This is a genomic window from Fictibacillus phosphorivorans, from assembly GCF_001629705.1.
Classification (GTDB): Bacteria; Bacillota; Bacilli; order Bacillales; family Fictibacillaceae; genus Fictibacillus; species Fictibacillus phosphorivorans_A.
This window is the reverse complement of sequence record NZ_CP015378.1, coordinates 166,428-185,826: the sequence shown is the minus strand read 5'-3', so window position 1 is coordinate 185,826 and position 19,399 is coordinate 166,428. Positions and strand designations below refer to the sequence as shown.

The following is a 19,399-nucleotide window of genomic DNA, read 5'->3' as shown; positions in this document are numbered from 1 at the left end:
ATTAAGAAGCAAGAGTCTGTGCTCTTGCTTTTTTATTTAACTAATTTTTTTCTCATGTATAAAGGTAAACGAAGCATTCTTTGCTGCAAGTTGATCTTTACTCTTATCCTTCTTTTTTACTCTTCTCTTCATAATTGGTTGACCGCTTGCACGCTTAATACCTTCAGCCATGAAGTTAAACGCCATGATTACGGTCGCAAAACTAAGAACTGGGAAAAACACCAGCCATGGTGCAAGTCTTAGTTGATAATAGTAGCCTCCTAATAGTCCAGACCATTCATTAGAATCTGAGACAGGAATTTCAAACTCCAATCCATATTCCCGGAAAGTCGTACCTCCAAAGAATAGTCCCAAAATGCCAAGATGAGCTAGCAAAAGTAACACTGCAATGACCTGCTGAACATACATAAGCAGAAGCTTTGGCCATAAATGTGGCATTACATGCTTAAATAGAATACGTAATCTACTTCCCCCCATCAGTTTTGCACTCGTAATGAACTCTTCCCGCTGAATGAGATTTATCTCTTCTTTCATTAAGATCGCTGTGTTTGGAACAGCAATCAGTACTATTAGAAGTAGTTCAAAATACACTTTGTCCCAAAATGTAAACTGATCAGACATAGTGACCGGCCAGATGATGAGAACAATAAGCAATGCTGAAGGTATATAATAAAAGGATTGTCCTAAGCCTTTAATGACTGGGAGTAATCTGCCTGCACTCATCAACAAAATGCCTCCGAAATAAGAGAGAATAATCCGAAGGAAACTCGCAATAAAGGCAATTCCTAGTGTATATTTAGCACCTGATACGATCTGATAGAATACATCTGCTCCCATTCTGTCACTGCCAAACCAATATTCACTGGATGGAGCGAACGGCGCTTTATCTACCGGTGTGATTCCTTCATAGACGATTTGATTTTCATAGATTTCGTTATCCATTACATAGTAGTGGTACAAGCTAAAAGTGAGCAATGAAAAGACAAACAAAAAACCAATTAAAAAGAATGGTTGCTTCCAAATCGCCTTTATCATTTTTCGCCCACCCACTTATACGTCAGGATTCTAAGGCCTGTAAAAAACAGAAACATAGGTATAAACAATAACAACATGGAGATCGTGAAAATTTCAGGACTTCCCATCTGTCTGACTAGAGTTGTAATTCCGTATACGTTAAACAAAAATTCAACCATCAATAGATTAGATAGCATAAACCAAAGAATATTACGTGATTGATGAAAAACACTGAGTAGCGTGTTGGGAAGAACATGCCGCCAAAGAATGCGGAATTCTCCTATGCCTTTACTTTTCGCCGTATCAATATAATCCTTTTGAAATTCATCTTCCATGTTAAGAAGCAATATGCGTAAGATCATAAACAAGGGAACGATGGTTAAACAAAAAATAGGAACAGCATATGTTTTCTGATCATACAGTGACACGATCTGAAATAGGAGAATATTTGTCTTTTTAAAAAACCATACGATGAAAAACTGTATGGCAATTGCAATCAATACATCGGGTATAGATTCAAATACAAATGAAAACACACGTATCCTATCTTTTAAGCGGGATGGCAGCATAAAGATGGCGATAGCCAAAACAATCGCTACGATAAGCGCAATAAAAAACGCAGAAAACAATAAGGTTAATGAATAACCATAAATATTCCATATGCTTGGAAAAAGTGGATATTTGCCACTCTCCGTATAGTACATGATCTCTTCTGGATGCATCAATGCCTGAAACAATGCACCAATTCCGTCCAAATAACCATTTGTATCGAAGGACATGTTCGTAAACATGAAAGGAATGGAACCCAGTAGAATGATCCCTATTACAGATAGAACTAAAGAAAGCGCACTGTCTCTTAATATGAACGGCATAAAATCCCCCTATTTATTGCTTTTATATTCTGCTTTTGCAAGATTATAATCTCTTGATCCAAATGGAATGACGAAAACGTTATTTAAATCTCCTTTGCAACCATCTAATGCTAGATTTCTGTTTGAATCTAGAATACTTACACATTCAATGTTACCTGTTGGCATAGCAAATGTTTTGTTATTATTCTTAAAGACTGTTTTATCTTTATTTATAAAGTGCAGCTCGCTTGTTGTCGGCTTTCCGCTTTTCGGAAAAACAGTGATCTGCAGCTTACTTTCTTTATTGGCTTTTACATCGTCCAAAAAAGCAAACATAGGAACTAAATATTCTGTTTTCGTCGCACCAGTCATGATTTCAAGTTCTTTATCAGATAAGTTCTGTATGACCACATGATCTTTTTTTATCGCATCTTTAATCGTGAACGGCGATTCCTTTTCAGATTCTTTTTCAGATTCTTTTTCAGAGCAGGCCGTGAGTAGAATCACTGCAATAAATAAAGCACCCCTTTTTTTCAAGCTTAATCCCCCTTTTTATTTATTCAATATTCTATCTTTTTAAGATATAATATTTTCCTTAATATTACAATTATTACAATTTAATTACTATATAGAATATAGACGTACAAAGGCCCCTCTTTTATTCAAAAGAGAGGCCTTTATTTTTATAATTCTAATGTTTGTGGCTCGTGTTCGCCGTCATTCATAAGTCGGATCAAGCTTGGCTTGATCTCGAGTAAAATATAGTTAGGATCATTCGGACCTTCAAAATAGTGTTTCATGTGGTCGTTCCAAAACTTTTCTTTTAACCCTTGATCATCTCGAATGGTAGCTGTTCCCTCGATCTCAAGGTAAGGATCGTTGTAGCCTTCACCGTCATAGCCGACTAGTACGTGAACATTCGGGTTATCTTGAATTTCGTCGGCTTTATGAGTCTCTATACTTGTTGGTGTATAAAAGGTTAACTCATCGTGGAAGAAGGTCATGTAGCGAGAATGTGGTTTATTCTTCTTAACCGTTGCCAGCACGCCTGTCTGTTTTTTGTCTACTACTTCAAATACTTTATTTTTCATCTGCTCTTTATCCATGTCATCCACTCCTTAAAAGTTTGGCTCTATTATATCTACCTTTTAGGATGGAAAATAAAACATCATGTTATACATGGAATGAGACAAAGTGTTTACTATTTCACTGTGTTATTATGTTAGATATCCCTGTGGTTTTAAAAAATCTCATCCAAACTGCGCTGCATGCAAACGGCTATAGATTCCTTTTGAAGCTAACAGATCGTGATGATTGCCTTGTTCTGCAATTCCTTCATTCGTCACTACCATTATGCGATCCGCATTTTTTATTGTTGCAAGTCGATGGGCAATAACGAGCGTTGTTCTTCCTTCTGTTAATTCTTCTAATGCTTTTTGAATCGCCACTTCTGTTTCCGTATCTAAAGCAGATGTAGCTTCGTCCAAGATTAAGATCGGCGGGTTTTTCAGGAACATTCGAGCAATGGCTAATCTCTGTTTCTGACCTCCTGAAAGCTTGACTCCTCTTTCACCGATCACAGCCTCTAGTCCTTCCGGTTGATCCTGAATGAAATCATCCAGTCGAGCCCTCTTAGCCGCTTCCATAATCTCATCATCTGACGCATCTAAGTTACCGTATGCAATATTTTCTTTGATCGTACCTGAAAAGAGAAAAACATCTTGCTGCACGATACCGATTTGTTTTCGTAATGATTCAAGCTTCATCTCTTGAATGTCGATACCGTCTATTGTAATGGATCCACTTTGAATATCATAAAAACGGGGTAACAGACTGCAAAGCGTTGTCTTGCCCGCTCCAGATGGACCGACAAATGCGACAGTCTCACCAGAGCGAATGGATAGATCGATGTCATTTAGAACTGATCTGTGACCTTCATAACCAAACGTGACACCCTCATAACGAATCCCTCCTTTTAAATCGACTTCAATAGCATCTTCTGAATCCGCTATATCTGGTTCAGTGTCCATGATTTCAACAAACCGTTTAAAACCAGCGATTCCTTTCGGATAGCTTTCAATCACAGCGTTTATTTTTTGAATGGGTCCGATCAAAATGTTTGATAAAAGAATAAAGGCAACAAACTGCCCATACGTTAGCTCACCTGAAATAACAAAGTACGTCCCAAACAATAAGGTGAAAAGCGTAACTAACCTCATCAATACATAGTTGGACATAACGTTTTGTGCCATGATCTTGTAGGATTGAAGCTTTGTTAGACGATAATTTCTATTGTTTTCTTTAAACTTTTCCTGTTCATGTTTTTCGTTCGCAAAAGCCTGAACAACACGTATTCCACCTATGCTGTCTTCTACTCTTGCATTGATCTCTGCTACATCTTGAAACATCTTTCTAAACGTAATCGTCATTTTTTTATTAAAGTAGATCGCTAGAATAATTAATAAAGGGATAACGATAAAAGACAAAACAGCGAGCTTCCAATTGATCGTTAACATGAGGCCGAACGAACCAATCAAGGTCATAACCGCCACAAACACATCTTCTGGCCCGTGATGAGCAACTTCCCCGATCTCTTCCAGGTCTTTCGTAAGTCGAGAAATACTGTGACCTGTCTTATTGTTATCATAATAACCAAATGAGAGTTTCTGCATATGAGTAAACAGCTGCTGCCGCATATCTGTTTCAATATTGATTCCAAGCTTGTGTCCCCAGTATGTGACAACAAAATGAAGAAACGTATTTAAAAGGTAAACAAGCAACAAACCTAGACAAGCTAAAGAGATAACTTCCCAGTTTCCATCAGGAAGAAGTTTATCGATCACTTGGTTTACAGCTAACGGAAAGGCCAATTCCAAAATTCCAACAAGAATGGCACATGAAAAATCAAGTATGAACAACCACTTATAGGGTCTATAATAAGCAAAAAAGCGAGCTAACACATATAGACCTCCTTTTCTGTATAATTGAAATGCAACTAATTGAAATCCATTCTCAATTATACAGAATAAAGGATTTTCTTACAATTTAAAATGACTTAATCGTTGTATGTTCTTTGAAAGTGGTTGCTTTACGCTCCAAGTTGCTTGCTTTCCACGGGGCGCACGGTGAGCCTCCTGCCTAGTTGCAGTGACTAGTCCCTCGAGGTCAAAAGTTAAACGGTCAAGAAGGCAAAGTGCGCCGTCCTCGCCAATTTACCTTTTGTTTGTCGGGGCTGAACGAGTCACTCCCACATTTTGGACTAACCGCTCGTCCCATAGGAGTCGGAAACCTTACGCTACAATAAACTTGCATTAGAAGGAAAAGAAATCCTAAAGTAATCATTTTTTTTAAATGCTCTTTTCTAAAAGATTGTTGCTTTGAACTCCTTGCCACCTTTGACAATTGATTGGAGTGGAAGGTGCGAGACTCCTACGGGACAGGCGGGCAGGTGAGACACTTATACGTGAAACTTACGAATGTGGCTCACCGCCTGCCCCGTGGAAAGCGAGCAGCCTGGAACGGAAATCAACACTCCCAAAAACAACAAAGTTTACGAAAACAGACTTTTAAAAAGACTTTTTTAGCATGAAAAAACCTCCCGTATCGCTACAGGAGTGTTAAATTACAAAAAAGTGGGGAACTCAGAAGTCTTTAAACCCGCATTCTTAAGTTTTGTGAAATATATCACAAAAAACAAAGTCGGGAACCGCCATTTTTTTAACGTGACAAAAAAGTCGGGAAATGATGTTCAAGCCTTTTACGGATAATCCTGGTTCGTGGAAGATTATGGAGAAGATTGGACTGATATATAAGGGTTCGTTAAAACCATACGTTTCTAAATCTGAAAGATTTTATGATTTAGCTCAAGACGGCTTACTGAAGGACGAATACTTAGAAAAGTGGGTTGTTCAAAAGACGCTCTTATAGAATGGGTGAATCTTATAAGTATGAAATAAAAAAATTATGGAGTACCGTTTACAATTCGGCACTCCATTTTTATTTATAATTATCAATAATTTTTTAGAAATATTAATTGGATTTAAAAAAATAGACTTTTTTATAACCTTTTATGTGAAAAAGGTGCAGCATTATAATAAATTAAGAAATACATAATACCGCCAAGAACACTGTTTCACTTTGAAACTATTTGTAAAATAACGATATAAGACTAACAATTACCAAAAACGTTACAAATAAGATATTTTTCTCTGACATTTCTAAAGCAATAAAAAAGTTTAATCAAATTTTTCACCCTATAAATGTCTTTAACTCACAATTGCATTGTCCTCTTTTTCTATTTTTGTTGTAATTAATAAAAACAGTGCAAAACCTAGCACTTCTAGAGGACTAAAATCATTTTTTGATAAGCTATTTCTAATCTGATCAAAAAATAACAAGCCTGCGAAAAATAATACTAAACCGAAATAACGGATACGATTGCTTAACTTTATTCTTTTATCTAATGACATATCAGTGTACAATGCCAGTTCACTAATTGCTATAATTGTAGAAAAAATGGTAATTCCGTTCGTAAAAGCTTTAGGGAACTCCCATCCTACAAAAGAAGCAATCGTTGATAAGATAACCAGAACGACACTAGTTGAAAAAAGTAAACTAAATTGATTTTTAATCATTTGTTGAGATATTTGATAAATACAATACCCACATATAAGGGCTAGTATTACATATAAAATTATATACAATGATACCATTGACTGTTACCTTCTCTCAAATGTTCAATTTTATAAATTAAGGTTTAATTTAATCTTTTCCCATTCTGCTGATATTTTAGAATTTATCCTGTTAAATACTTTGCTTGAAGTATGGACTCCCATACTAGCAACGGTAGTCTCGTACTTAAAGACAAGGTTTAAAAGTGTGGCTGAAACTTTTTTGTTAGAATTCGTTCCGTTGGTAAGAAATACTTGTCTAAATTCGTTAAACAGTTGTTTACAGGAGGAACGTAAAATTTCTAATCTTATTCCGTTAACAATTAACCCTGTTGTGAATACCGTTTGAGCGATTATTGAAATAAAATTTATATTTATACCATTAATTAAAGTCAATAGAATGAAAAACAAAATATAAGAGGCCAATTTTACTCTTTCCGTCTTCGCCATTTCAGCTGTTACTTTCCATGTAAACAATGTATTTTCAAAAACATTGACACCTAACCGAACAAGCGATTCTTTTTGAGAGTTGTTATAAAATAGCTGCGTATGTTCGTCATCTAGTTTCACTCCAAGTGCATTAGACAATAAATGTATTCTCCTTTTACCTTGAGCTTCTCGAAGTAACGATAGACTCATCCAGTTGCTTAAGATAAAATAAGCAACCGTAACAATGATAAATATAATATTGATTCCTGTATTTAAAAGAGGACTTTTGTCAGTAAAAAAGGACAAACATGAACATAAAACGGAGAACCAGAACAAATAGGCACTCCATTTATTAACCTTTGTTACTAGTTGGAAATATTCATCAACTGTATCAATGCGATCCATAATTACTCTCCTCTAAAAATCAGGAAATAACTTTTTGATTTCCGTTTCTGCCGAATAAGGCATATTTTCCGATTCATATTCCCTTGTATTTGCGACAATTTTTTTAGCTCTATCTACTTTGTCTTTGTAACCTTGTGGATCAAAATAGGAATAGTCCATTTTTTCAATCGTACTATATACATACTCTTTGATATTTGAGCAGTTCCAATAAAAGTTTTCTACGATCGAATTCTCTAAAAGATATGAAGACCGATAACTTCCATTCAATCGATTCCAATACTTCATCAACCGTACCAGTGGTTTAATTTCATAGTTATGACTTCCGTTTTTATCACTTAACTTTTTATTAAATGCGTTTGGATCTGTTTTCATCCATTCTTCGAATGGGGAAGACTTCGATGGGATATATAAATCCCCCCATGTGTCTTTTTTTGCAGGTACCAATTCGAACTTAATGTGATTTAACTCTAGCACAATGGTAGGGTGAGACTGGTAAATTTCTGAGCTTTTATAGTAATGATTTACAAAATCCTTTAAATAATTTAAAAGTGTCTGGGGCTTATAGTTGTTAGGATTTTTAAAGATGACCATATAATCCACATCGGAGTATATGTCAGCTTTCCTTGGCAAGATGGTTCCTCTTGTGTAAGAGCCAAATTTAAAATGACCATTTAGCTCATCATCAAAATATGCTTTCAATCGAGTGCTTAATGTATCGATTGACTTGTTAACCTTATCCTTTTCCTCTTGCTTCAAATTAAGTTTTGAAGCTAAACCATCTAGGTGAGATTGTACAGTCATCTTATAACCCCTTTTAATCCTTATTTATCCAATTTTAATTATATCAAAGAAATAATAACAAAAACGTATATTTTAACCAAAATTAGACAACGTTTTTAAAAGTATTAATACCTAAGCGTATTTACCCAATAAAAACACATTTGTCGACAAATAACCCTTCCATAATCTTCACTTTTGTACTACCATTTTATAGGAGGTGATAAAAATGAAATTCAAAATGACAGGTATGAAACAATTACAAAACCGTTTAAAAGAGCTAGAAAATAACGCCGAAGAACTAGAAAAAACGAAATCTATTTCATTTGAAGAATTATTTACGAATTCATTTATGCACCAATTTACTTCTTTCTCTTCAATGGAAGAAATGATAGAGAAATCTCCTTATACTGTGAATTCAAGTAAGGACTTTGCTGCAATCCCTGATGATGAATGGGATGTTTATGTTAGATCTCACACAAGCTTCACATCCTGGCAAGAAATGCTTGATAAAGCTGGTACTGATTATGCAGTTAGAAAATTAGGTTTTTAAGACAAGTGCAAAAACTATAAATACAAAACCGTTAAAAACCCCATTTCCAAATTGGAAATGGGGTTTTGATATTTTACCACTTATAGTTTAAAAATTTTAACTTCTAGTTTATTAATAAAACTTGTTGATTACATTTTTAAGCTAAAGATAAAGTCTAATAACTTCAGAAATGGAGTCATTTGTATCGCCTGGAGAAAGATTAACTAATATGACATTATGATTTTCATCGTGTAAATGTTTTTTATTGTTTTTTAAATCCGTTGGACAAATCGCAATTACCTTTTTAACCACGTTTGAGTTGCTATTTGTACTAACGATTTTATTAACGTATTCACTTAATTGAAACATTGCTTCTGTCCTTCTGGGAGTCTTAGCTCTACTAAGGTTCCAAACTTGATCTGAAGGACGATATTTAGCATCAAAAATAAGTGAATGCGAAAAGACAAGGGTACCTTGTTGTTGGGCGAGATAGACATCCATACGCACATCGGGTTTATTTTTTGGTGATCTACTCCATATTGGAGAGTGCATTTCCTTAGCTTGTTTTGGAAAAAGCGGTAACCTTTGATTAAAGAATACCTTTACCGTTGAATTGTCTTTTTCAAGAAGTACACAGGTTCCATCTGGAATCGATGGTAAAAAGATTTTATCATCATGGTTTAAATCGAAAATCCAACCGTTTTTTGCTTTATATCCCATTTCAATTAAGGTTTCTATTATTTTTAGATAGCACCAATATTCGTATATTAGATCTGAGGATTTCCATTGGAAGTCATAAAGTGCTTTAACATCTACTTTAATGTTTGTTTTAATTTCTTTATATGTTTCATAAATAAATTTATATCTATTGTCTCTAGTTATACTTAAGGGTATTTTGCTATATGTTATTGGTCTCTTAATTTCTATAAAGAAATTGTTATTTGTTATTTTTCTAATCTTTCTTGTTAACCTTACAACGTCATTTAATAAATTTATGGTTTCGTCATATGCATTTTGATAAATCTTTTTTTCATTTATATTGAACGATTGTATAATATTATTTTCATAATATTTTTTAATTTTATTTAAAATTACTATACTTTTATTCAAAGTAATAATAAATTCTTCCAAAAAATATTTGATAAAAAGATTTGCTGTTGTATTATTATCAATATTTATTACAGGGGTTAAAAGCATAGTAGGTTTATTTACAACTCCTGAATTATAAAAAATCCCCTTATCGCTTTGCATCCACTTATTTGTCTTATTATTAATTTTTGTAACCTTATGGAATGGTCTGACTTGATATTTTTTATTTAAATCATGTAAGGGACTATTAATTATTTCATCAAGATAGAAAAATAATTTTCTTTCCCTTGTTTTCAAATAAAAGTAACCATCTAGTGAAGATTCTGGTATAGACAAATGATTCATAGCTCTGCTTATTGACTTCTTTCTTCTTAACAGGCCCCTTGCAAGTCCCATTGCGACATTTTCTAAATCTAGCCTCATTATATCCAGTGAATCCTCTGACATATTCTTCGGAAAGATTTTAATTATAGAATAATAGTATTTATTTTCCCATTTTACAGATATCCTATAACATCCAGGAATCCATGGTGTATTAATGCCTCCATCCGAAGAATAATTAAATAATTTAATATGTTGATTTGGTGGTATGTAAGTTATCTCGTTTTCATCTATTGGTAAATTTTCTAATACGTCTATTCCATCAATGTAAAGGGCTGCATCCTCTGGGTAATTACTGCTGTTGCTTTTAAAATTAACGAATATTTCTTTGAATTCGACTAGTTTTTCTAGAGGATCTACCTTTGCCTCTATTTCACTGTTAGCGTAAGTAGTTACTAGATCTCTTATATATTCCTTATTTTCTCCCGAACCAAAACTGTGAACTGAAAATTCTATAGTAAAGGGTATTTCATTAAGAGGTATACCCATGATAAATAAGCTCCCTTAACTTTTGTTCAAGTATTTGTCTTGATATGGTAAAGTCACTTACTGTTGTATAAATATCAAGCCAATCAAATAATTGTCCTTTAGCATTCAAATTCCCTAAAATTTTCTCTAGTTGCTGTTCAGAGCCTTTTAATTTTGGTAATACTCTTTGGGCAAATTGATAATCAAAGGCTTCTTTTCTTGTAACCAAAGTGGTATCAGGAATATTTTTTAAATATTTATCTATTTGTACGATAATTCTATAACCTATTCCAAACATACTATCAACTTTTTGTAAATCATCATGATAATCCTGCAAAAAATTAATTTCATCATTAGTTAAAACAGGTTGCTTATCCCTATTTTTCCACTTGCTAAAGTCATTATAAGATATTACTGGTATTGATTTACTTGTTTCTAAAGGCTTAAAAGCATTTTCCATCCATGTATCAAATGTCGTAACTTTAGATTTAATTAAATTCGCTCTATCTAAAACCTTATCTGAAAATTGATGTGTTGATTCATCAATATTAATGGTACCTGTAAAAAAAACATTTTCCCCAATCTCTATTTCAGGAGGGTAATGTGAACTATTAAAAACTTTATCCTTCAATTTTGGGTTATACAAAGATAATTTTCTTTGTCCTACTTCCATTTCTAATACACTTAGGAATTGACTAAAATAATGTTCAACGCGAGCAAGATTCATTTCGTCAAAGTTAATTAAGTATATATGGTTTTCATTATCTTGTGCTTCAATAAGTAAATCAACTAATCCTGAATCGGCTGGCCGATAAATATTATTAAGTGTGTCTAAAAAACCAATTAAGTCAGAATCATCCGTCCAGTTTGGTTTTACCGATATCACTTTATATTGCTCTGTTTCAAAAATCCCTAGTGCTTTTGCATACATATCAACTAATTTAGACTTCCCTGTTCCTGACATTCCGCTTAATAAAACTAAACTGCCTGTCTTAATTGCAACATGAAAATTAGTCAATTCCTTTTTATCATAAAACAAGTTATTAAGAGTTACAGTATTTTTAAGATGTTCAATAAAATCTCCTTCTTTAATAAATGATGTTATATGCTCATGATTAGGGTCTTGAGAATAGTCCTCTTCCATACGATGGTATAAAACTTCTCCCGTTACTGTATTGCCCTTTTCTGCAAACCATTTAGGTAACTTTTGACGACAAAGTACAGAGTCAATAAATACTATGTCTTTATGTATTAAAACATATCCTTCGTAAATATCTGGTTGGAATTTTAATTTATTTATCTTATCAGCTAACAATATTAATCCTGTAGATACACGCTTATGGTCTAAGAATTCTCCATAAAGATATTCTCCATTTAGTACAAACTGAGGAGTTTCATAATTTTGATACTTTCCAAGTTCTCCAATTGTTCTACTTTCAAGTAACCTTGTTTCAAATTCAAAGGTTGAGTAATCATTTGCATATGGGATAGGAATAAAATTGCTATTTTCACCAACATTTTTAGGACGATTTTTAATTATAGGAAATCTTGCAGTTGATACATTATAATGGGTTCGTCCTTCTTCTTGGCGTAACTGTGGTTGAAAAATAAATACCTTGTCTTCAACATATTCAATAAATCTATTTAATCTAATTTCCTTGTCTAATGTCGGTGTATCTTCCCAGCCTTCAATCTGTGAACCGTAACATGTAAAGAACTGTTTTCTTAAATCTCTAGGTGCTTCACTTATTACTTTTAATCTAAATTGAATAGAATTTTGCTTATTTATTATAATTCGTGGATCTCCTTCCAATTCTTGTTCTGTTGGAAATGCACCTACTAATAAAACATCAATATCTTCTCTAGTACTTATCATAGTTGTTTCACCTCAGCCTTAACTTTTCTATTTTATGTAAATTATTTTATCAAAAATTGTAATATTATGTTGCGTTTAATAAATATTATTTAAAATTTTAGTAATATTTAGAAAATAAAAAAGGTCAGCTTGTTTTAACTTACACATTTATCGCATACATTCTTTTAACTACAGTTGAAACAAAAAGCCAGAAACTTAATGTTTTCTAGCTTTTTACTATCTTAGGATGAACACTACTTTTTAGTAGTGTTTTTATATCAACATTTTTTGGAAGACTCATATTCCGTTACCCTTAAAGCAATCAACCTCTTTACTTCACTTGAAACTGTTGACCGCAGCCCCGCTTCTCGGTATATCTCCCAATCAATGATCGGTTCGTTATTTTCTTTTTTCTTTTGGACGAGAAATTCTACACGCCGCTTTTGGTATTCAACGATATCTTCTGTTACTTTATCTATATACTTCATTGTTTTTGGCAGTTTATTAGCCTTCTTTTGAATCAGTGAGAGCTTGTTGATTTTTTTAGCAATAGCACTAACGGTAATCCTCGTAGGTTTGGTCGCTTCTTGATCCCAACATTGAACCGTTTCTTTTACTTGTTTTAATAATTCATTGTCTCTTAATTCCCAATCTATACGTTGATACGTTGAAATTAGCCTTTTTTTAATGGGGGAGTGTACTTTTAGCCACTCTTTATCATAACGGTAGATATAAGAGTAAACATCTTTTGCCAAATCCCTTAATTCCGTCTTAGATTTCTCTGGATACTGCTGTTGAAGCTCTTTCCATCTTTCTTTCTGTACAAGTAACATTGCATCCGTTTCCTCTGTACTTTGCTTTGATGAGCTAGTATTCAGCTTGGGTGGCACCCATGAAACATTTAAATTTAATTCCGCTGCATACCTCTTTACAGTGGCAATATCAGCACGTATTTCTTTGGCGATACTATGCAAACCATTCTCTTCAATTACTAGCGTTTTCAATCTATCTTTCCATGTAGCTCCGTAATCCTTTATTGTACCGATTGTATATTGATCTGTGTATTCACTATCAGGACCTCTACGAGAAAAAACAAACCCACAATGTTTACAGTAAAACGTTCCAACAGGTTTTTTTGTGTTGTAACATCTTGTGACCGTTAATGAAGTAACTGAACGCTTTTGATATTTATCACAAGTGTGATTGAGACATAGCCATGGACCTTTTCCAAAGGGTAGATACTCTTCTTTATCAAACAGATGATCTAGATCTGTTTCTAAAAACATCATGATCAAGATGTGACGAATTGGATGAAAAGACTTACGGTGCTTTTGAAAGATCATTGTCAGCCAATTTGTTTCTTCATACGTAACAGGTGACTGTAATAAATTAAGAAAGCAGTCCGAAAACATGGAAGAAAACCGTTCGTATACTCTTTCTCTTTTTACAAATCCACTAATACTCGCTAATTCTTGTTGTTTCAGTAGAATCTGATACTTGTTTCGAATCGTATTATTATCCTTTTGCAAATGATTGCCATCAAGAAGTTTCTTTGATTTTTTAGAAATCCTTAATAACAAGGAGATGTCGTCTTTACTTAAGTCCCCTAAATCCGCCTTTTTTCTTTCAACAGAAGGTAGAGCAGCGATATACTCATGTTGATTATTCGCTTTGACTGAGACTTCTGTTTCTTCAAGAACCGTTTCATGTTTTGGACAGATAAAAACACCAGGAAGTTGGTGCGTTCGGTGCCAATAAGTCTCACCGAACGCATCCAGATCCTCATCAATACAACTGCTACAAACCCAAAGATTTATTTTTTGTTTCACATTACTTGCCGCTACTCCTATACGGGTGTGAATCGTACTTCCTTTTGTCGTGATCATCGAATTCTTTACTTTTTCTGCTTGTTTCGGCAAGAGGAAAGAAGCGTAATAAGGAAACAGGGTATGTTTCAGAATTAAATCATCTGTTTTCCAAAAGGGTCCGAGACGTTTCAGTAATATATTTAAATTTGCTGGAAAATCCCATACAGACCTTATAGAGCGTGTTCCGAATAGTTCCTCTGTCGTTATTTTAGGGCTCGTATTACCTGATCGAACATGGTATCTCGCAAATACGCTGTAAAGGAGTTCATCAGGATACGGAGTTGGGAACCAAAGCAGCATGTTCATCATCCTTCCAAAACTCACCAAGTGGTGATTTTATAATATTCTTATCCAAATACCACTCATAAACAGATTTTTTGTGTGTTCTCGCTTCATTCATCAACTGACCAAGGTAATTGATCTCCGCTGACGATTTTTTCTTTTTCCTTTTTATTTGCTCATTATTCTCTTCTTTTTCAATCAAAACCTTCACAGTTTCTCTTAGGACTGTGGGTTTATCAACCTCACCCACCTTTTTTAATACCTTTTTAACGGCAAGTTCAACTTTCTTTGGATCAAAATCCATATCTAAAAGTTGCAATGTAACACTTTCCATAAGAGTTTGCTCAGTCTTTTGCCGTTTTTGTTCTTGTAACTTTTTTTGGATACGAACCTTTTCATGCATATCGATGGAGGCTTTATACTTTTCAATTTCTTCGTCAAAATCAATCGAACGAATATCTTCATACCTGTTAATTTCATTAGGATTTCCTGAACGTAACGCTTGCAACATCGGTTGAACCAATCTTAAACTTTCTTTTGACACCTGCTTAATAATCTTTCCACTAATTTTTTCTTCTTCATTTGAAATGGCTTTCACTTGAGAGAGCATAAAGAGTTTTACCGCAATATCTAAAATCCCTTGACTCTGGTCATATATTAGATCACTCATCTGTGCAGTGAGAGGTGTAAATTCGCTTGTCCATTGGTACTCCCATAATCCCTCTAAAAAAAGTTCCCATGTCCCATTTTGGGGCACCTGTCCCCAAATCATATCTCCTTGTCCGCTACCACGTCTCGCTTGCCGAAATTCACTTTGAAGAATAGATACTGCTTTATTCGTACCCACGAGTATAACTGGAATACCGATGGTGTTCACCAACGTCACAAAGAAGTTCAGCATTTTATCTGAACCGCCGCTTTTACTTAAGTTCAGATGTTGGATTTCGTCTATGATGAGTAAACCTATCCCGTGTAAACTAGAGAGATGTGACATTCTTTGCAACATAAGATCCATTGTGTTTTTTTGTGAGCCAAACTTATTTAAATAGTTCGTCCCTAGCAGACGGTCCAATTCCGAAAAGAAACTGATACATAGCCCCTTTAAAGAGCCATCAAATGGACAATCGAGTTTTAGCCAACTAATCTGTGTGAAATGAAATGGTATCCCGTTGTATTCATGATGCTTGATTAGCTGAGGGTAGAACGATAGGACTCTTTCAATTGCTGTTGATTTACCTATTCCTGAAAGTCCGATAATGGTAAATCCAGCAGCTGTTCTTTTGGCTTGTGTTTGATAGCTTTTAAGAAATTTACCTTCTTTTATGGCTTGATAGCTTTCGTGTACCATTAAGACTTCTTCTTTATTCAATGGGTTACGGTTAATGTATCCTTGTCGAATTGCTCGTGCGATTCGCTGTTCGAGATCGAGATGGATTTCAAATGGTTGAAAATATTGAAATAAACGTTGCACACAATGAAATCGATAGCTTGGATTAAGTTTTCTTTCTTTCTCATCATAAGGAGGTAGTACAGATATCTGTTCAATCACATCTTCTTCCGTAAAGATGGGTGGGAGTGCTTCAATTAATGGATTAGTTTTATAATCTTGGATAATTTGCTCACTATAAACAGCATCCACCATAGGTTGGGTATAACATCTATCGCTGGTTGTTTCGAACACGTTGCAACTTCTCCTTTTGTCTTTGTCTCAACAACTCCACTTTTGACAAGTTTTTAGTAGGTGACTTCTCTTCAATTTGATCTTCTAGTTGGTTATCAGAAGGATTGAAGATATATTCAGAGAGTGAAAAGGCTTCATCTTTTCTTTTCTCCTCTTTTTCAATAGAGCGGTTATCGCGTATCCCCTTTACTTTTTGAGCGTTGCTCATCTTTACTTCCTCTTGTTTTAAGGACTTTTTGGCTCGTGACACAATGTGTTCGATGTCACTCGCTAAATCTACTTTTTCTTGTGTTTCTTCGTGACTGTATTTTTGTTTTTTCAATAACTCGTAGTCATGATAATACTGAACTTCCTCAAGCGTCTTTCCATTGTATTTTTTTTGATGATCAAGTAAAGAAGCTACCTCATATCCTTGACCATCATCAGAAGGCAAGTAGATATGTGTCATATCCCTTGGATCGTAGCAGATTGATATTCTCCAGCTTTTCTGTCTGGCTTCCCCGAACCAGCCTTCTTTTAGTGCACGTTCACAGCTGTAGCTCATTTTTTTAAACTCAATGCCTTTGTATGTTACTCTCGCAGTTGCTGAAGGAAGGAGGTGCAATTTTACGATGTTTTCAGGGTATGATCGAAGTTTACCTGATCGATTTTGAATACCCCAGTTCCATAAATCACGAGGAATAAGAGATACTTCATCTTCAATCATCATCTCATCCTGATTGTAATTCTTTAGCCAGTGATGGTTGTTATGGTGCAGTACACAACGAACGATGATACTAGTAAACTCCTCTAAGTTTAAGGTTGCATCCAGACGGTAATCACGATCTCCTCTGACTTGAACATCAGTATCCACAAAACCTGGGAGAAAAGGTTTTACTTTTGAGTGGATAATTCGAAAGTGTTGTTCTACAATTCCTTTCCAATCTCCACGATATGGAGGAGTATTCTCAACTTTCATATTAAAAGCAGATATAAGTCGCTCGATGTTGTACCCTTCTAGTTCACCTCGGTCAGCTAATAACGTTTGAGGTAGATAGTGACAATCCCATTCTTCTTTCTTTATATCTATTCCATACTTTTTACAGTACGATACTTTATCACTAGCAGTATTGGCGAGAGCCATCATTGCACCGAACCATGATGGACCTTCTAATCCAACATACAGCCCAACCACCATTCGGCTAAAAACATCAATTACAACATAAATAACAGGACGACCAATGATCCAGTTTCGATGGAATGAGCTTACAAGATAAACATCTGCAACAGTAGCATCAATTTGAAACTTGGTCCCTGGACCATATAGATCGCCAACAGAAGTACCTAAAACAGCACGATCTTGTAACTCATATTTACGATTACCTTTTCGCTTACGTAACTTTTCTTCCAATTGAAATGTTTTTTTATACCAATAGCTGAATTGTCGGTAAGTGGGTAGCTTGTCCTCTGCTTGTAAAATAGGCTTTCTTACTCCATCTTCGTACCGATAATCAGATACAAAAAATGTTTTAAGCATCAAGTTAAAGGCTTCTGATAGTGGATTCTTCTTCGTGGTATGATAATACCGTTTGATACTCACTTCAAAAACTCTTTTAATTTCATCCGTGATTACTATTCCTTCACCGATAACTGCCTCAAATTTCCGAGGTCGCCCGTTTTTCTTACCTTTGAAAATCTTTTCTTTTCCTTTCCCACCAGACCTATGATAATCAGGCAATAAGGCATTTTTAACCTTCCCTCTTTGCCAAAATTGTGTAAGGTACTTATACAGTAAGCGTTTCGTCTTACCAGTATCATTCATTGCTAAAGCGATGAATTTACCTCTATTTTTACTTTCATAGATTTCTGGTTCTTTGCAAACCATGTTCTCGATACTGGACCATCTTTCATCACGCAACCCCTTGTTTTTCTCTGTAAAATACTCTTCACTCTGATAGATAAACGGATAAGGTTCCTCGTTTACTAAAGTTACTAGTCCTTCACCATGTAATTGTTGAAGATCAGATATTGTTCTTTTTATAGGAAGAGCATTTTCCTTTTCAAGATCAATACAAAAACAGACTGCATGTCCATCATCTATCCAGAGTATCCGCTCCAATTGCTCCCTGCCGCTTGCATCTTCAATTTGGTATACATCGTTTACGATAAACATAATATTCCTTCTTTCCTTATATACTTTCAGGGTCGAAAATGTCTTGTATCCAAAGATGGGTGTGTATCTTTTTATGGATATCAACACGTAGTTTCTTACGAGCAATCAAGTGTTTCAGAATTTCCAAACCAAAACCATTCTCCAATTGATGAGTTTGATCAAACATAACTGCTACCTCGACAATAGAAGTGTTTGCTTTTTTGATAAAAGACTTCATTTGATTTACGTACATTTCAAAAACCTCGGGGGTAATAGCGTTTATTTCAAAATAAGAGGAATGCAGCCATTCAACGTTTTCGATAAGGTTCTTTGGCAATTCCTTCTCGGTTACAATCCCCCAATCAATGCCTCGATCTGTCCAATAAGAACGTTCAATTTCAAACTTATCGATGGTTCTTGCATTCTCTAAGTCTTTTGATGGTTTTATCGTTCTAGCAAAATGTTTAGCACCAGATGGTTTATCAACCGTTATCAGAAAATCGGTTGTCATCACGATAGGTACATTTGATTTCGGATCGGTTGGGTGCTTTATTCCTTTCTGGCCAGCAATAAATAAAGTGTCTTCACGCGTTAAAGGGAACTGTTCACGTATATCAACAACAGAAGAATCCCATTCCAAAACGTAAAAATAGTCTCTTTCAAGTTTTGATAGGAATTGGTGAATCCTGTTGGTTTTCCAACCCTTTCCCCTTGTGGCTAATCCTTGAGAAGGGAAGTCCTGAATATTAATCCATGGTTTATAACACTCTCCAGAACCTTGACCACGACCTTCTTTTTCCATTTCCGAAATTTTCTTTTCGGTCAGAATTGTTTTTCTCTTTGCCATTAAACCGCTCCTTTTGTAATTTCAATGACTACTCTAACCGAGATTACTTTAGTTTTTCATTCCACAATATTTTCTAGGTCTAAAACAACCAAAAAATATATTCCGAATAATATATTTAA

General features: G+C 34.7%; 15 protein-coding genes. 1 reads left to right on the top strand and 14 read right to left on the bottom strand.

The window, feature by feature from the left end; genetic code table 11:
* Nucleotides 1-36: 36 nt before the first annotated feature.
* From ABE65_RS00995 to ABE65_RS00955, 8 genes are all read right to left on the bottom strand, one after another.
* Nucleotides 37-1,035 (bottom strand): ABC transporter permease, encoded by a 999-nt coding sequence (locus ABE65_RS00995; protein ID WP_066390746.1) that lies wholly within the window; start codon nt 1,033-1,035, stop codon nt 37-39.
* The gene (locus ABE65_RS00990) at nt 1,032-1,886 is read right to left on the bottom strand and encodes an ABC transporter permease subunit (protein WP_066390744.1); all 855 of its coding nucleotides are present in this window, start codon (nt 1,884-1,886) and stop codon (nt 1,032-1,034) included. Before ABE65_RS00990 ends, ABE65_RS00995 begins: the two co-directional genes overlap by 4 nt.
* A gap of 9 nt (nt 1,887-1,895) precedes the next feature.
* Nucleotides 1,896-2,402 carry a hypothetical protein gene (locus tag ABE65_RS00985; protein WP_066390743.1) on the bottom strand — a complete coding sequence of 169 codons (507 nt, stop codon included), beginning with the start codon at nt 2,400-2,402 and terminating at the stop codon, nt 1,896-1,898.
* A 146-nt stretch (nt 2,403-2,548) separates the two neighbouring features.
* Nucleotides 2,549-2,971 carry a pyridoxamine 5'-phosphate oxidase family protein gene (locus ABE65_RS00980; RefSeq protein ID WP_066390742.1) on the bottom strand — a complete coding sequence of 141 codons (423 nt, stop codon included), beginning with the start codon at nt 2,969-2,971 and terminating at the stop codon, nt 2,549-2,551.
* 144 nt (nt 2,972-3,115) lie between these two features.
* The gene (locus tag ABE65_RS00975) at nt 3,116-4,825 is read right to left on the bottom strand and encodes an ABC transporter ATP-binding protein (RefSeq protein WP_066390741.1); all 1,710 of its coding nucleotides are present in this window, start codon (nt 4,823-4,825) and stop codon (nt 3,116-3,118) included.
* Nucleotides 4,826-6,130: 1,305 nt separating this feature from the next.
* The gene (locus tag ABE65_RS00965) at nt 6,131-6,577 is read right to left on the bottom strand and encodes a hypothetical protein (RefSeq protein WP_066390738.1); all 447 of its coding nucleotides are present in this window, start codon (nt 6,575-6,577) and stop codon (nt 6,131-6,133) included.
* A 30-nt stretch (nt 6,578-6,607) separates the two neighbouring features.
* A complete protein-coding gene (locus tag ABE65_RS00960) occupies nt 6,608-7,369 on the bottom strand; it encodes a hypothetical protein (RefSeq protein ID WP_066390735.1) in 762 nt (253 codons plus the stop codon).
* A 12-nt stretch (nt 7,370-7,381) separates the two neighbouring features.
* A complete protein-coding gene (locus tag ABE65_RS00955) occupies nt 7,382-8,170 on the bottom strand; it encodes an SMODS domain-containing nucleotidyltransferase (RefSeq protein ID WP_066390734.1) in 789 nt (262 codons plus the stop codon).
* A gap of 205 nt (nt 8,171-8,375) precedes the next feature.
* Between ABE65_RS00955 and ABE65_RS00950 the strand changes: the two genes are divergently transcribed.
* A complete protein-coding gene (locus ABE65_RS00950; RefSeq protein ID WP_082861223.1) occupies nt 8,376-8,699 on the top strand; it encodes a hypothetical protein in 324 nt (107 codons plus the stop codon).
* Nucleotides 8,700-8,840: 141 nt separating this feature from the next.
* Here ABE65_RS00950 and ABE65_RS00945 read toward each other — a convergent pair whose 3' ends face one another.
* From ABE65_RS00945 to ABE65_RS00920, 6 genes are all read right to left on the bottom strand, one after another.
* Nucleotides 8,841-10,637, bottom strand: coding sequence for a DUF2357 domain-containing protein (locus ABE65_RS00945; RefSeq protein WP_066390732.1), 1,797 nt, complete (start codon nt 10,635-10,637; stop codon nt 8,841-8,843).
* Nucleotides 10,621-12,492 (bottom strand): McrB family protein, encoded by a 1,872-nt coding sequence (locus ABE65_RS22000; protein WP_066390731.1) that lies wholly within the window; start codon nt 12,490-12,492, stop codon nt 10,621-10,623. The genes ABE65_RS00945 and ABE65_RS22000 overlap by 17 nt, the downstream gene beginning before the upstream one ends.
* Before the next feature lie 257 nt (nt 12,493-12,749).
* Nucleotides 12,750-14,639 (bottom strand): TnsD family Tn7-like transposition protein, encoded by a 1,890-nt coding sequence (locus ABE65_RS00935; RefSeq protein WP_066390728.1) that lies wholly within the window; start codon nt 14,637-14,639, stop codon nt 12,750-12,752.
* Complete coding sequence (locus ABE65_RS00930) at nt 14,608-16,302, bottom strand: ATP-binding protein (RefSeq protein ID WP_231887836.1); 1,695 nt, start codon at nt 16,300-16,302, stop codon at nt 14,608-14,610. Before ABE65_RS00930 ends, ABE65_RS00935 begins: the two co-directional genes overlap by 32 nt.
* Nucleotides 16,280-18,454 (bottom strand): Mu transposase C-terminal domain-containing protein, encoded by a 2,175-nt coding sequence (locus ABE65_RS00925; RefSeq protein WP_066390726.1) that lies wholly within the window; start codon nt 18,452-18,454, stop codon nt 16,280-16,282. Before ABE65_RS00925 ends, ABE65_RS00930 begins: the two co-directional genes overlap by 23 nt.
* Before the next feature lie 16 nt (nt 18,455-18,470).
* Complete coding sequence (locus ABE65_RS00920) at nt 18,471-19,280, bottom strand: heteromeric transposase endonuclease subunit TnsA (protein WP_066390725.1); 810 nt, start codon at nt 19,278-19,280, stop codon at nt 18,471-18,473.
* Nucleotides 19,281-19,399 lie beyond the last annotated feature (119 nt).

Coding starts and splice junctions, on each gene's coding strand:
- ABE65_RS00995 (WP_066390746.1), bottom strand. CDS start 1,035: ATGATAAAGGCGATTTGGAAGCAACCATTCTTTTTAATTGGTTTTTTG.
- ABE65_RS00990 (WP_066390744.1), bottom strand. CDS start 1,886: ATGCCGTTCATATTAAGAGACAGTGCGCTTTCTTTAGTTCTATCTGTA.
- ABE65_RS00980 (WP_066390742.1), bottom strand. CDS start 2,971: ATGGATAAAGAGCAGATGAAAAATAAAGTATTTGAAGTAGTAGACAAA.
- ABE65_RS00965 (WP_066390738.1), bottom strand. CDS start 6,577: ATGGTATCATTGTATATAATTTTATATGTAATACTAGCCCTTATATGT.
- ABE65_RS00960 (WP_066390735.1), bottom strand. CDS start 7,369: ATGGATCGCATTGATACAGTTGATGAATATTTCCAACTAGTAACAAAG.
- ABE65_RS00955 (WP_066390734.1), bottom strand. CDS start 8,170: ATGACTGTACAATCTCACCTAGATGGTTTAGCTTCAAAACTTAATTTG.
- ABE65_RS00950 (WP_082861223.1), top strand. CDS start 8,376: ATGAAATTCAAAATGACAGGTATGAAACAATTACAAAACCGTTTAAAA.
- ABE65_RS00945 (WP_066390732.1), bottom strand. CDS start 10,637: ATGGGTATACCTCTTAATGAAATACCCTTTACTATAGAATTTTCAGTT.
- ABE65_RS22000 (WP_066390731.1), bottom strand. CDS start 12,492: ATGATAAGTACTAGAGAAGATATTGATGTTTTATTAGTAGGTGCATTT.
- ABE65_RS00935 (WP_066390728.1), bottom strand. CDS start 14,639: ATGCTGCTTTGGTTCCCAACTCCGTATCCTGATGAACTCCTTTACAGC.
- ABE65_RS00925 (WP_066390726.1), bottom strand. CDS start 18,454: ATGTTTATCGTAAACGATGTATACCAAATTGAAGATGCAAGCGGCAGG.
- ABE65_RS00920 (WP_066390725.1), bottom strand. CDS start 19,280: ATGGCAAAGAGAAAAACAATTCTGACCGAAAAGAAAATTTCGGAAATG.